The 13,913-nt window shown below is 44.4% G+C and carries 14 protein-coding genes; 9 read left to right on the forward strand and 5 right to left on the reverse strand.

Annotated elements, in window-relative coordinates:
* Positions 1-60: 60 nt before the first annotated feature.
* A complete protein-coding gene (locus tag LG272_RS06455) occupies positions 61-2,031 on the reverse strand; it encodes an LTA synthase family protein (protein WP_404407400.1) in 1,971 nt (656 codons plus the stop codon).
* A 110-nt stretch (positions 2,032-2,141) separates the two neighbouring features.
* Here LG272_RS06455 and LG272_RS06460 point away from each other — a divergent pair, with 110 nt between their 5' ends.
* The 7 genes from LG272_RS06460 to LG272_RS06490 all read left to right on the forward strand — a co-directional run bounded on the left by LG272_RS06460 (position 2,142) and on the right by LG272_RS06490 (position 6,609).
* A complete protein-coding gene (locus LG272_RS06460; protein ID WP_404407402.1) occupies positions 2,142-2,519 on the forward strand; it encodes a diacylglycerol kinase in 378 nt (125 codons plus the stop codon).
* A gap of 17 nt (positions 2,520-2,536) precedes the next feature.
* Positions 2,537-3,070, forward strand: a complete 534-nt coding sequence (locus LG272_RS06465; protein ID WP_404407404.1) for a GNAT family N-acetyltransferase — start codon at positions 2,537-2,539, stop codon at positions 3,068-3,070.
* 65 nt (positions 3,071-3,135) lie between these two features.
* Positions 3,136-3,624, forward strand: a complete 489-nt coding sequence (locus LG272_RS06470) for a hypothetical protein (RefSeq protein ID WP_404407406.1) — start codon at positions 3,136-3,138, stop codon at positions 3,622-3,624.
* Complete coding sequence (locus LG272_RS06475; protein ID WP_404407408.1) at positions 3,625-4,119, forward strand: SixA phosphatase family protein; 495 nt, start codon at positions 3,625-3,627, stop codon at positions 4,117-4,119.
* Positions 4,120-4,125: 6 nt separating this feature from the next.
* Positions 4,126-5,304: a methyltransferase gene (locus LG272_RS06480; protein ID WP_404407410.1), complete on the forward strand. Its 1,179-nt coding sequence runs from the start codon at positions 4,126-4,128 to the stop codon at positions 5,302-5,304.
* Between the two features lie 79 nt (positions 5,305-5,383).
* Positions 5,384-5,536 carry a DUF3149 domain-containing protein gene (locus tag LG272_RS06485; protein WP_404407412.1) on the forward strand — a complete coding sequence of 51 codons (153 nt, stop codon included), beginning with the start codon at positions 5,384-5,386 and terminating at the stop codon, positions 5,534-5,536.
* A 68-nt stretch (positions 5,537-5,604) separates the two neighbouring features.
* Entirely contained in the window at positions 5,605-6,609 is a 1,005-nt protein-coding gene (locus LG272_RS06490; protein WP_404407414.1) for a catalase family peroxidase, read from the forward strand.
* 4 nt (positions 6,610-6,613) lie between these two features.
* Here the strand turns inward: LG272_RS06490 and LG272_RS06495 are convergent, their stop codons facing one another.
* Entirely contained in the window at positions 6,614-7,969 is a 1,356-nt protein-coding gene (locus LG272_RS06495) for a patatin-like phospholipase family protein (protein ID WP_404407416.1), read from the reverse strand.
* A gap of 121 nt (positions 7,970-8,090) precedes the next feature.
* Between LG272_RS06495 and LG272_RS06500 the strand changes: the two genes are divergently transcribed.
* Positions 8,091-9,431, forward strand: a complete 1,341-nt coding sequence (locus LG272_RS06500; protein ID WP_404407418.1) for a diguanylate cyclase domain-containing protein — start codon at positions 8,091-8,093, stop codon at positions 9,429-9,431.
* Positions 9,428-10,345, forward strand: a complete 918-nt coding sequence (locus tag LG272_RS06505; RefSeq protein WP_404407420.1) for a GGDEF domain-containing protein — start codon at positions 9,428-9,430, stop codon at positions 10,343-10,345. Before LG272_RS06500 ends, LG272_RS06505 begins: the two co-directional genes overlap by 4 nt.
* Here LG272_RS06505 and LG272_RS06510 read toward each other — a convergent pair.
* The 3 genes from LG272_RS06510 to LG272_RS06520 form a co-directional block, all read right to left on the reverse strand.
* Positions 10,317-11,837, reverse strand: a complete 1,521-nt coding sequence (locus tag LG272_RS06510; RefSeq protein WP_404407422.1) for a putative bifunctional diguanylate cyclase/phosphodiesterase — start codon at positions 11,835-11,837, stop codon at positions 10,317-10,319. The genes LG272_RS06505 and LG272_RS06510 overlap by 29 nt on opposite strands.
* 109 nt (positions 11,838-11,946) lie before the next feature.
* Positions 11,947-12,786: an S-formylglutathione hydrolase gene (gene fghA, locus LG272_RS06515; protein ID WP_404409976.1), complete on the reverse strand. Its 840-nt coding sequence runs from the start codon at positions 12,784-12,786 to the stop codon at positions 11,947-11,949.
* The gene (locus LG272_RS06520) at positions 12,773-13,897 is read right to left on the reverse strand and encodes an S-(hydroxymethyl)glutathione dehydrogenase/class III alcohol dehydrogenase (protein WP_404407424.1); all 1,125 of its coding nucleotides are present in this window, start codon (positions 13,895-13,897) and stop codon (positions 12,773-12,775) included. The genes fghA and LG272_RS06520 overlap by 14 nt, the downstream gene beginning before the upstream one ends.
* Between the last annotated feature and the right edge of the window lie 16 nt (positions 13,898-13,913).

The following is a 13,913-nucleotide window of genomic DNA, read 5'->3' on the forward strand; positions in this document are numbered from 1 at the left end:
TGTGGGTAAATTCTACCTAGATGTCAGTTTTTCCGTGAGTTCTGTTGTGTTGTGGTTGATTTATTGGGCAGGGGACTTAGGAACATAGTAAATCTGCTGTTCATACAAGATCGACGAAGCCATTGCGTGAGCCTGGATTCGTTCTAGTGCTTGGTGTTCTAAGGGCAAGGTAGTTGAAATAAGCTTTTTATTGGCCTTATCGTAGCGAAATTGATGATGCTCTCCTGCCGTTGTTATAATTGTAAAGTTATCGCCTTCTAACCAACCAAAATTGTCGCCAAATTGCATCATTGCTCGGTTGGATGGTGGTACGTCAATTTGGCTTAAATCCTGCCCCAATGTTGGTAGATACGCGCTTACGCCAGCAAGTGATAACAGCGTTGGAGCGAGATCAATTTGACTTGCCACCGCCGTAATTGTGCGAGCTGATATACCAGCGCCTACGATAATCCCAGGAATGTGAAATTTTGAGAGTGGAATAAGCTCGTCGCCATAGACTCGGGTATCGTGATCTGCAACAACTAAAAATACTGTGTTTTGCCAATAGTCACTGGTCATCGCCTGTTTAAAAAAAGCGCCAAGTGCATGGTCGGCATATTTCACTGCGTTATTGACTGTATTTTTCGGTTGTTCGAATAAGACAATCTCATCATCAGGAAACTCAAAAGGTTCATGATTTGAAGAACTAAACGCTAACGTAAATGTCGGTTGATGTCTTTGCTCGGCGTAAATGAGACGTTCATGTAGTTTTTGGAACAAATCGTGATCGCTAACACCCCAGCTTCCAACAAATTTAGGATGTTTAAAGTCATCTTGATCAATAATATTACTGAACCCATTGCCACTGAAAAAGGATGCCATATTATCGAAGTGTGATTCGCCGCCATAGATAAACTCAGTGTGATAGCCTTCGCGCTTTAGCGTATCAGCGATAGTAAAGAAATACCGCTGCGATTTAGAGAGTTTCACTGTGCTGCGAGCACGTGACGGAAGAAATCCTGAAACGACTGCTTCAATACCTCGAACAGAACGAATCCCCGTCGCGTAAAGATTTTCAAACCACCATCCATGGTGCTTGAGTTGCTCTAAATTGGGCGTCGCGGCAATTCCCCCCAGTGATTCGACAAAGGTAGCGCCAAGGCTTTCCTCTAAAATGATGACAATGTTTAGAGGCCGTTCTCGTTTATTCGTAGCAGGTTGATAATGAACTGTCGGATAATCTGAGAAAGGAAATTGCGCGTGCCGCAGGTGCGGTTCTGAGGTTATCACGTCGATGACTTCATCGTCGCTAAGATTACCATAGACGCGGTTAGCACTAGCTTCATGCCTGAGATTGTAAGCTGCATATGCAACCGAATAACTTGAATTAATAAATAGCGAATTCACCATAGCATCACTCGTAACCGCGAAAAATGCGGGGTTAGCTGGGCGATGTGCCAACGTTGAGCGAATTCCAAAAAGTGTAACGACAACTATAAACGGCCATAATAACCACGCAACGCCATGGTGAGGCTTTCGTGACCGAAGTTGATGATACATTCGCTTCTGTAAAAACAAGAGTGTATAAACAGCTCCACACATGACAATGGTGCCGACTATAAGCCAACCACGAAACCCTTCCCATAGCGTTGAAAAAACTTCTTTAGGGTAAAGTAAATATTCGAAAAACAGCCGATTAGGTCGCGAATCATATTGCAGTAGAAAAGCCGGTGTAGATACTTCCATGAACAACAGCACAAGAAAGCATATAGCAAACCAAATCAGGCTAAATCGAAGCCATAGGTAATGTGAGCGATGGAAATTAAGTAATGGAAAAAGTAGTAAAGGAATAATTGTAAAGTAGCCGACTTGAATGGCGTCTGCGCGAAGCCCTAACAAAAAATAAGTTGATAGGTTTGTAACGGCTAAAATACGTTCGCTAAATAAGATGAAATAGCCAAGTCGAAACAGACTTAGCATAATAAAGCTACTGCCTGCAAACAACAGGACAGGATAATAACTTGTTGTTCCTGATTTAAGCGCTTTTAGCATGAACTCCAACCCAGACAGTTTACTATGTTGAAGTTATCGAGAAATTCTTAAGAGAGGCTTAAGAAATATAATGTTCAATATCGCAGAATCGAAAAACGCGAAGGTCAAAAATGAAAGCTAACAAAACTGGATTTGATAGAATTGTCCATGCCACATTTAACTCGATACGGGGTATTGCCACGGTTTGGAAATATGAGGCGGCATTCCGTCAAGAAGCGCTGTTGTGCGCGATTTTACTGCCAGTCGCCTTCCTGATTGAGGCCACATTGGTTGAACGCCTCTTGCTTATCATGACGTTGTTTATTGTTGTGATTACTGAATTACTTAATTCGGCCGTTGAAGCCGTGGTAGATAGAGTGGGTGCTGAGTTTCATGAACTGAGTGGGCGCGCAAAAGACATCGCTTCTGCAGCTGTATTTTTTGCGCTCGTTTTAATGATGGTTGTTTGGGTCGCTGTACTTTTTCGACCTGCAGTTTTTAACTTATAATCGAGTCGTAACATACCATGACGTCATGCAACCCAAAGTCGCCAATTCGTATTGATACACAGCAACTTGAATTACGACAGGTGTCCTTAGCAGATGCTGTTTTCTTACTTGATTTATTGAACGATCCTGACTTTCTCCAGAATATCGGTGACCGAGGTGTTCGCTCTGAACAGCAAGCAGAAAATTATCTTAAAACCAAAGTTATTAAACCGCAGAAGTTTGATTATTTAGGTTTATGGGTAATTCACTCAAAGGCTGAAAAACGCCCGTTGGGCGTTGTAAGTGTGCTTCAACGTGATTATTTAGAGCACCTAGATTTAGGTTATGCCTTATTGAAACACGCTCGGGGAAAAGGTGTGGCTTATGAAGCAACGAGCGCGATGCTTGAGTATATAACACAGAACCGCAAAGTGCCGGTGTTAGACGCGATTGTTAAACCGGACAATGCGCCGTCGCGAGGTTTGTTAACAAAGCTTGGCTTTCATTCTGTGGGCACGGTGACATCGCCAGAAAACGAGCAGCTCTGTTTGTATCGCTACCGAAAAGCTTAAAATTGTGGCACTCTTTGCGTAGCTACTAGCGAAAGCGACAATAAAAAGAATAAAAAGAGGCGATTATGGCAAAGGCTTTAACAGTTTCGACTCGAGTCATTTCATTGTTTGGCCGAATAGATATCAGTGATGAGCAGGGGCAACTTTGTTATTACGGGAAAGGCGAATTTTCGCTTCTACGTCGACGCTGGCGAATATTTGATAAGAGCGATAACGAGCTTACGCAAATTATCCATAAACGCTTTGCTATTCGTCCAACGTTTTTGGTTAGCGGTCAGCTCGGTGAAATGGTACTGCAACGTAAGTTTTTTTCGCTTAAACGGGAATATTGGGTTACTGGCGGACCATACGATGGCGCATCGTTTAAAGGTAATTTGTTAGATCTTGCTTTTACTATCAGTCACAATGACAAAATGATTGCTAAAGCTTCAGAAAAGTTAATCTCAATTCGCGATACGCACCGTGTTGAATTAATTGACGACAACGCGAACGATGAGCTTTTCACGGTGATAGCGATGATTTCAATGCAGCTCGAGAAAAAGGCATCTGATTAAATGCGAAACTGGTTATTTGTGCTGTGTATTCTGGTTTATGGAGGCAACGCGATGGCGAATTCAGCTGATATTTTCACTGTTTATGTGGCGCGTCATGCTGAGAAGGTTCCGGATCAAGCTGATCCCCAGTTATCAGAGAAAGGGCGTGCGCGGGCAAAGAATCTTGCGCTACTCCTCCAGCACACCGACCTTGAGCAAATTTATGCCACCAAATATCGTCGCGCTCAGGAAACCGCTGAACCGGCCGCCAAGCTCTTCGATTTATCAATTTCAACTTATGGGGCCGCTGAATCTGAACTGTTGGCGCAGGCGCTGTTATCTGAGCGGCGAAATTCATTGGTGGTTGGTCATAGCAATACCGTACCGGCGCTTGTTAAACTCTTGGGCGGCAATGAATTTGAATTAACTGAACGTGATTATGGCGATGTGTTTATGCTGCAGTTTCGTGGTGAAGTGCTCGTTTCAACACGATTATTCGTTCCTGCACATGACTAAGTAGTTATGCTTTCGAAGTACATAGAAACTCTCGCTAACTATCGTCAATTTTGGCAATTTCTGCCCTTTCAACATACTGATTATTCGGCGTATACATGGCCAAGAAGTCTTATTCAGGCGCTTGATAATATCTCTGATGAAGAACTGACAAACATTGATAATGACCTTGTTTTACAACGTGAGTTTTTTGCGCCATGGTTCTCTGAAGTACAGCAATTACCTTCCTTTTCAACAACAAGTAATTACCGAGAGTTGCCCGCGCCATTTTGGTTAGAAAATGGCATCGGCGGACGAAAGCTTGAACAAATTAAGGCGTTTATTTGTCAGCTTCCGGAACGAAATAAAAAGGTTCTGGAATGGTGTTCAGGTAAAGGTCATTTGGGACGATTTTTAGCGTTTTGCCAAAATCGTGCAGTTATTAGCGTCGAATGGCAGCAGCAACTCTGTGAGATTGGTCAAGTGTTGGCAGGGCAGCATGAGCTCGAACAACGTTTTGTTCACGCTAATGTGCTCAAGGATGACTTATCAACTGTTTGGCGTGATGTTGAGTGCGCTGTCGCGTTGCATGCATGTGGTGACTTGCACCGAAAACTTATCCATGACGGCATATCAAAGCGTTGTCCTGAATTGATGATAGCACCTTGTTGCTATCATTTGACCACCACAGATAGTTATAAAGGACTTTCGGAAAGCGCGCAGTCGTTAATTGAGACAAATGAGCTTGTTTTAACAAGGGAACATTTGAAACTGGCTGTGCAAGGTCAAGTGACAGCTGGCGCTCGGGTGGCACGACTACGTCAAATGGAAGTGCAATGGCGTCTGGCCTATCAAGAAATTTACCAATTTGTGACTGGTGATCTTAATTATCGGTCGCTACCTTCAGTGCCAAAACACTGGTTTTCAGGTGAGTTTAAAGATTTTGCGTTGTGGGCGGCTGGTCAACATAAGGTTCAGCTTCCGGAAACTATTGACTGGCAGTTATTTTTAGAGAAAGGGCAGCAGGCGTCTTCTCGAGTTGCTCGTATTGAATTAGTGCGCCATGTATTTCGGCGACCATTGGAAAGCATGTTAATTCTTGATAGCGCAGAATACCTGCGGGAGTCTGGCTACGAGGTGACCATTCGCGAGTTTTGCAATTACCAATTAACCCCTCGAAACTTTTTGATTCATGCAGAATTGGTGTAGTACAGAATATTGATATGTATCAATATCAAAAACCACAAGAAAACTAAGATATTCATAAAACCACAAATGGAGTAAGGTTATGAATATTTTGCGCGAATTCTTCACTGATCCAGTCCTATTTTTCTCATTTACTGGCCTCGCTATTTTGCTTGGGTTATGTGTTTTTTATGCTGTGTTCTTTATCAAAAAAGCTGCAGAAGCTGAAGAAGAACAGCGACACTCATCACACTGATCGAAAAATACAGCGGCAGCGTAATTGATGGTCTAAAGTAATGAGACTCAAACAATAAGGTTACTTCCATGAAATACGCACTTTCAATTTCGGCTACGGCTGTTGCTTTTGCATTGATCGCAGCACCTGCAGCTGTGGCAGATGATCATAAATATTCACCGCCAGATTCAGCGAATGCTCAAAATTTCATCGCCGTATTTAAAGAACTGAATGGCGTTCATCCAGGTATTCGCAAAGCACACGCGAAAGGTGTTTGCGCAGCGGGAACATTTGTACCAGCGGCAGCGGTAACTGAGCGCTTTGATACGGCTTTGTTTGGTTCTGGAGAGGTACCTGTCACACTACGCTTCTCAATGGGCGGCGGTAACCCAGAGGCTGATGAGCGTCAAGGAACGCGGGGTGTTGGTATACAATTTCAATTACCTAATAATCAGCAACATAATATTGCCGGCATAACGTCAGCATTGTTTTCAGGTAGCACACCTAATCATTTTCTGGGGTTATTACAGTGGAATTTAAAAGTCATGCGTGGTGAGGCCACTCGTGAAGATATTGCGAAGTACATTGCCGCTAACCCTTCTATGCAAGCCGCTGTGGATTGGAACAAAGATAAGCAGCCTTCAAGCGAATACACCAACGCAGATTATTACGGTATTCATGCGTTTTGGGTTGCTGGTGAGCAACAGCGCGAAAAGTTTCGTTGGCAATTAGTGCCAAGTGCAGGCAATGATTATTTAACGCAAGAAGAGCAAAAATCGTTGCCGACCACGTTTTTAGCTGAGCGATTAGTCGAACGCCTAGAAGCCGATGGCGAGGTGAGTTTTGACTGGCACTGGACTATAGGTGCCGAAGAAGATCCTACCAATGATCCGTCGGTTTTGTGGCCTGAAGACCGTGAACGCGTCAATGTTGGTAAAATAACCATTACGGCTGCTGGTGGCGAAGATTGCACGCCAATCAACTTTGACCCGATGCGTGTTGTGCGTGGAATAGAACCGAGTGATGACCCCGTTCTACCTATGCGCTCAGCAGCTTACGCTATTTCTTTTGGTCAACGTTTGAGTAATCAATAGCGACTTATTGTTCACTTTTCATATCATCGAGTAACTTCTGAAAGTCGGTGTTGTTTTTTAATAATTCAACACCGACGTTTGTCAAGGCATCCGCCTGCTCTTCGCTGAGCGATAATCGGGTTGGTATTTGATTGAAAAAACCACGCCGCGTTTCTTGTTGAACCCCATCAAAATTGATTTCGATAAAATACGGATCAATAGGCTGCCAAAAACTTGAGAGCTCCTTTGACCATCTAACCATGCTGCGCCGAATAAGGCTGATTGTGGCTGAGTTGTAGCGATGTAATTGGGTATCGGTCACCGCACTAATTGTAGGTTCGATATCGGGAATTTCATTTGTATGTTCAATATTGTAACGTGGTTTGGTTGATGCGTTTACTGAAATGATTACCAGTCGCTTGGAAGGTTTACTGCCAATACGCTCCATAAAATTGGCAATGCCACCGCCAATTTCGACAAGTTCATAGAATGCCATAAGCCCCAGATTATCAGTGATACCGCCATCAACTAAGTGAATATATTTACGTGCCTCGCGGTCTTTATAGCTACGTAATGTTTGTACGGTTTCCACAAGATGCGGCGCTAATTTAGCTTCCTCGATACGCGACTCATCCAGTTCTTCAAGATAGTTCTGAGCGGAGTTGTAGCAGCCTTTGTGATTCTTTAAAACCACCGGGTTGAGCATTACTGGAACAGCTGAAGAAGCAGTTACGGCGCGCGCAATGGGGAAACTTGCAATATTTGAACATAGCAAATCAAAATATTCTTGGATAAATGAGAATCGAATGCCGCCACCTAAATCAGAGGCATTAATGAGAATCAGAGGTCCATTTTGTTGGCTCAAATCCGCAAATGTTGCACCTTTGAATAAGCGTTGTTCATAAATGCGTGTCGCAATATCCGTCCGACCTTTATTAGAAAACCATAATAATGGGCTAGCAACACCATACATCCACTCTGTAACGTAGTCGCGGCGTAAAAAATCTTGTTCAAAATTTTCAAATATCTTGTCGCCATGTAACCCGTAATAAGCCGCCGTGAAACTACCGCCGGAAACTGATGTGATCATGTCAATTTCATCAAGCAATTTGACTTCTTTGTTGTCGATAACAACCGTTGTATCACGAAGTCCTTCAAGTACACCGTAGGATAGCGCAGCAGCTCGACTACCGCCGCCGGAAAAGGCGAGTACAAGGGTTATATTATCGGAGCGTGAATGACTCGCATCGTAGTTCATTAACGAGTAATTCTTAGGCGCATCGTTTTCGGTTTGCGATTGGTTGTCAATAACACCGTAGGTTGCACAACCTGTTATATGTAGAAAAACGATGATACCTAATCCAGTAATTAACAGACGCATGGTGTCTCCAGAATCAAAGATTGCTTCAGTTTATGAATACAAGCGAAAATTTGCTAGTAAAGCTTGCGAATTGCTTGGCTTAGTTTATGGTTAAGAAAGTAAATAAACGGTCGGAGAACCTGTGTTTTCAACTCGAACGCGTCGCGCTTCCTTCATTGTCGCAGTTTTGGCTTCGCTACTGTTTGCCTTAGTGGCAATCGAATACTTGCATGGGCTGAACAAAGAGCGTGTAAAGTCTCAGCAATTAAGTGAACTTCAAACGGAATTTACCGCGGTAAGAGCCGATTTAGAATCAGAGCTAAATGCTGCGCTTTACAGCACTTGGGGTATTGCAAGTTACCTCGCGACGCATCCTGAAAGTGATCCGCAACAATGGCGTGCAATGGCGCAACCTATTGTCGACGGCAATACCTTCGTTCGTAACCTAGCAATCGCTCCCGATAATATCATTTCTTTTGTGTACCCGACGGTTGGTAATGAAGCGGTGTTAGGTTACGACTATGAACGGAATCCGGAACAACGAGATGTCGTTAAGCGAGCTCAAACCACCAAAAAAACATTATTAGCCGGGCCTGTAGCGCTTGTTCAAGGCGGGGAGGGGCTCATATATCGCATTCCAATTTACAATCATGAGGGCGATGCAGAGCGCTATTGGGGCTTACTTGCTCTGGTGATCGATAGCAATCGATTATTCGAAGCAACTGGTGTACTCAATTTAGCGGCGTTTTATGATCTTGCGATTCGCGGGCGAGATGGTACCGGTGCCGATGGCGATGTGTTTTTCGGAAATGAAACCACCTTTGCATCGGCTGATTTTCTTGAAAAAATTCGTTTCCCAAATGGTACATGGTCTGTTGCACTTTCAACCGACTCTCATATTGAAGGCAATTTTTGGGAGCAACAAAGAATTCGACTGATCGGATATCCATTTGTTGTCGCTTTATATATCATGCTCTTTACATTGTTTGCATGGTACCGATCATCCTACAGCGAGGCGATGGCTGATCCGCTGACCAATGTCGCCAACCGGCGAATGATTATGGAACGTTTGCAAACATTAGTGCAGATTAATGAGCGACACCCAACACCATTTGCAGTTGTTGTCGTTGATATCGATCGGTTCAAAAATGTTAATGACCAATTTGGCCATCAGGCTGGTGACACAGTTCTGAAAACAACGGCACAGCGAATGTTTACAAATACTCGTGCGACAGATACAGTCGCACGCATCGGTGGCGATGAATTTTTAATTGTGCTTATGGGCGTCAGCGATGAAAAAACTGTGACAGAGCAATGCGCGAAAATAGCTGATGTTATTATTGAGCCGATTCGATATAAATCGAATGAGATAACGATAACGGCTAGTCTAGGTTATGCTTTATTCGGGAAAGATACGAAAACCGTCGAAGCACTGATTCAACGTGCTGATCACAAGATGTACAAAAATAAACGAAGAACATGAAAACGAATAGAACGATAGCTGAGCTTCTTGAAGTAATACCTGATGCCGCACTGATTTTAAATCGAAATAATGAACTCGTCCTTGTGAATACAATGCTTAGCGAAATGTTCGGCTATTCACAACGCCGCGAACTGTTGGGGCAATCGCTAAATATATTGCTACCTGAGTCGGTGCGGTCTCACCATGCAAAGCATGTTGAAGCGTTCTTCAATTCTGCTCAAAATCGGCCAATGGGTCGCGGATTTAAATTTATTGGCCAGCGTAAAGACGGTAGTACCATCTATGTTGAAATTATGCTCAGTCATGTCGATTTCGATGGCGAACACTTTGCAATTGCATTCGTTCGTGATGCGACATCGATGCAGATGACGGAAGATAAAATTCGACGCGAGCTTGAGCACGAGCGCAAATTAGCACAAACCGACCATTTGACAGGGTTAGCGAATCGCCGAGCGTTTGTCGAAGCTCTCGATAATGAAATTCATGATTTGAAGCAACATGGGCTCGAATTTGCCGTATGTTTTATCGATTTGGATGATTTTAAAAAAATTAATGATACGCATGGTCATCAGATGGGCGATGAGGTATTACAGCAAATTGGTCATGTCATTGCGACAACATGTCGTGCCAACGATCTGGTTGCTCGTATTGGCGGGGATGAATTCGCAACAATTCATGTTGGCGCGACTTTACAGGATGCGATGACGGCTTTAGAACGAATTCGCGAAAGGCTAGTGCATGAATTTGCGGAACATGATTGGCCAGTGACGCTGTCAATGGGCATTTGTCATTGTAACGATGCCAACGAAGATTATGACGTTGCGACCATTCTTAAAGCTGCTGATAAGGCCATGTATGAAGCTAAAAATCAGGGCAAAAACCAGATTAAGATTGCGCACGTTGTTGCTGTTTAAGGTTTTTGATAAATGTCACTAAGTGGTTGATAGGCATTGGTCGTGCATAGAGAAATCCTTGAAATTCTTCACAACCTGCTTTCATAAGATAATTGGCCTGTGCATGTGTTTCGACGCCTTCAGCGACAACGCGCAGATGCAATGCTTGAGCCATAGCCAAAATGGTTTTGACTAATTTTGCGTCTTGTTTGTTTTGCACAATATCTTTAACAAAACTCTGGTCAATTTTTACTTCCTGTATTGGCAACAAACGCAGCGTATTTAACGAAGAATAACCGGTACCGAAATCATCTAACGATACTTGCACACCTCTTGCTGTGAGTTTCTCAAGAACCTGTTTCACACCTTCTAAATTAAGTAACGCTGCACTCTCGGTTAGTTCAAGTTCGATCACTGACCAATCACCGGGCAACTTTGAGAGGTTTGCTAGAAAGCGGTCACAACTCTCACTGCCATTGAAATCGGCGGCTGACACATTAAAAGAGACCCGCTGCACGTCACGATATAACAGCTCATGCTCGGTAAGTTCCGTAATTGCCTGCTGCATAACGAAATCAGTAATGCCCCAAATAAGCCCATTTTGCTCGGCTAATGGAATGAAATCGCAAGGTGATATGAGCCCTCGCTCTGGGTGATTCCAACGCACCAAAACTTCAAGACCGGTCATACGATTTTCGCTAACGCAAAATTGCGGTTGGTACATTACTGTGAGTTGGCGTTTATCAATGGCAACCTTAAGATCAAATAATAATTTTGCCTTGTTTGACATAATGGCGCTTAATTCTGCGTTATAAAGCTTGTAGCTTCCGCGATCTGTTTGCTGCGCTTGATCAAGCGCTAAGCTGGCCGCATCGATTAATTCATTAGCGCCTGAACCATCGCGAGGATAGAGCGCTATTCCTGCACTGGCAGTAAAACTGAGTTGAGGTGCTTCGGGTACACGAATGTGGGCAATTCGGCGCTGAATCTGTTGTAACGTCGGTATGACATCATCTGGCCATGTTGAATCTGGTAAGGCGATCGCAAATTCATCATTGCCAAATCGTGCAATCAGAGCCTGTTGGTGGCACGCTTCGCGAAGCACACTTGCGACTGTTATAAGAAATTTATCACCCGCTTCAAGGCTCACATGGCTATTAACTTGTTTAAAGCCATCAATATTCAACATGATGACGATTAGATTTTGTTGATTGTCGTGCGCATATTGAATTTCGCTGGCAAGCTCGCGTTCAAACATATGGCGATTCAATAGGAGTGTGAGCCCGTCTCGTTCAGATAAGTTGCGCTCACGCTGAAGTGCTCGATAGGCGAGAATATATAGCAGGGCAGCGGTAATTGTTACGTAAGCCCAACCTTTGTATGTTTGGAGTTCGGTTAAGTAGTTTGATTCCGCCGCAATAGTTAGCAGAAATCTATCTGAGAAACTAATCCAGATATAACCTAGAAATAAATAAAGAAACGCTATGGCTGCTGCGGCACGGCGCGGCGACATATACTGCTCCTTGTCGGTAAACGTAAAACCATTCCCAAAATAGGGTTAAATTTACCTTAGCAAGGAGCAGAAAATTTGACCAGATTTATTTTTAATACAACATCAACAACTAGAGTAAGTATTGCGCATGAAAACGCAAATGCTGCTCAATGAAGGTCGCAATGAAGTAATAGCTATGATCATATCCTTGATGGCGCTCAAAAGTAGCGTCAATACCTGTCTCGGCAATAGCGGCCGCGAAATCGTCAGGGCGTAACTGCTCGACTAAGAAGTTATCGGCTTCCCCTTGTGACACCAGCATTGGCGGAGCTTGGCGTAGCTTAAGTAGCAACTCTGTTGCATCATAATTCAACCACGCGGCACGGTCATCGCCGAGATATCCCGAGAAAGCCTTATGACCCCAAGGACATTCCGTTGGATGACAAATTGGGGCAAATGCAGACACGCTAGCGTACATTTCGCGATGACGTAGCGCCATGACAAGAGCGCCATGGCCGCCCATCGAGTGGCCGCTGATACTGCGTTTTTGCGAGAGCGGCAGGTTTTGTTCAAGCAGCTCGGGTAGTTCAATCACTATGTAATCGTACATGTGATAATGCTTGGCCCACGGTTGCTGCGTTGCGTTGACATAAAAACCTGCACCAAGACCAAAATCATACGCTTGCTCCGGATCGTCGGGAACACCGTCACCGCGGGGACTGGTATCAGGCATGATCAGCGCAATACCTAACTCTGCAGCGACGCGTTGCGCACCAGCTTTACTGCTGAAGTTTTCATCTGTACAAGTTAACCCTGATAACCAATATAGCGCTGGAACGGCATGCTGCTCTGCTTGAGGTGGCAAAAAGACACTGAACTGCATGGTGCAGTTCAGCGTCTTGGATTGATGTTCATAACGAACTTGACGCCCGCCAAACGCCTTGGTTTCGCTGACCTTACTTATCATAATGAATCACCGAGCGAATGGATTTACCTTCGTGCATTAAATCAAAGGCTTTGTTAATGTCTTCGAGGCCCATGGTATGCGTAATAAAGGTGCTGAGTTCAAACTCGCCATCTAAATAGCGTTGCACGTAATCAGGCAACTGACTACGACCTTTGACGCCACCAAATGCACTGCCGCGCCATACGCGACCAGTAACCAACTGAAATGGACGTGTTGAAATTTCCTCACCGGCACCAGCGACACCGATGATCACCGATTCACCCCAACCTTTGTGGCAGCATTCAAGCGCTGAGCGCATCACTTTGACGTTACCGATACATTCGAACGAGAAATCGACCCCACCGTCAGTCATATCAACAATAACTTCTTGGATTGCCTTATCGTAATCGTTCGGATTAATACAGTCGGTTGCGCCCAACTTTTTGGCAATATCAAACTTGGATTCATTGATATCAATAGCGATAATCCGACTCGCTTTGGCCATCACCGCGCCAATAATGACCGATAGACCAATACCGCCTAGGCCGAATACTGCGACAGTATCACCGGGCTGCACTTTGGCGGTGTTCATTACTGCGCCCATACCGGTAGTGACACCGCAGCCAAGCAAACAGACTTCTTCAAGTGGCGCTTCTTTACTCACTTTAGCCAGCGCGATTTCTGGAACAACGGTGTATTCAGAAAACGTCGACGTGCCCATGTAGTGATAAATTGGTTTGCCGTCTTTTGAAAAGCGAGTCGTACCGTCTGGCATTAAACCCTTACCTTGGGTACTGCGAATGGCTTGGCACAAGTTGGTTTTGCCTGATTTACAGAATTTACACTCGCCACACTCTGGCGTGTAAAGAGGTATAACATGATCGCCGACTTCTACTGAGGTGACGCCTTCACCCACAGCTTCTACAATACCGCCGCCTTCGTGGCCTAAGATAGCCGGAAACACACCTTCAGGATCTGCGCCAGAAAGGGTGTAGGCATCGGTATGACAAACCCCCGTCGCAACAATGCGTACTAGAACTTCGCCTTTTTGCGGCGGCATCAGATCAACTTCTTCAATTGAAAGTGGTTCGCCAGGAGCCCAAGCAACGGCAGCACGAGTCTTGATCATTTCCATAGTTACATCCCTTATG

Origin of the sequence: Pseudidiomarina marina (assembly GCF_044807045.1) — a bacterium.
Classification (GTDB): domain Bacteria; phylum Pseudomonadota; class Gammaproteobacteria; order Enterobacterales; family Alteromonadaceae; genus Pseudidiomarina; species Pseudidiomarina marina.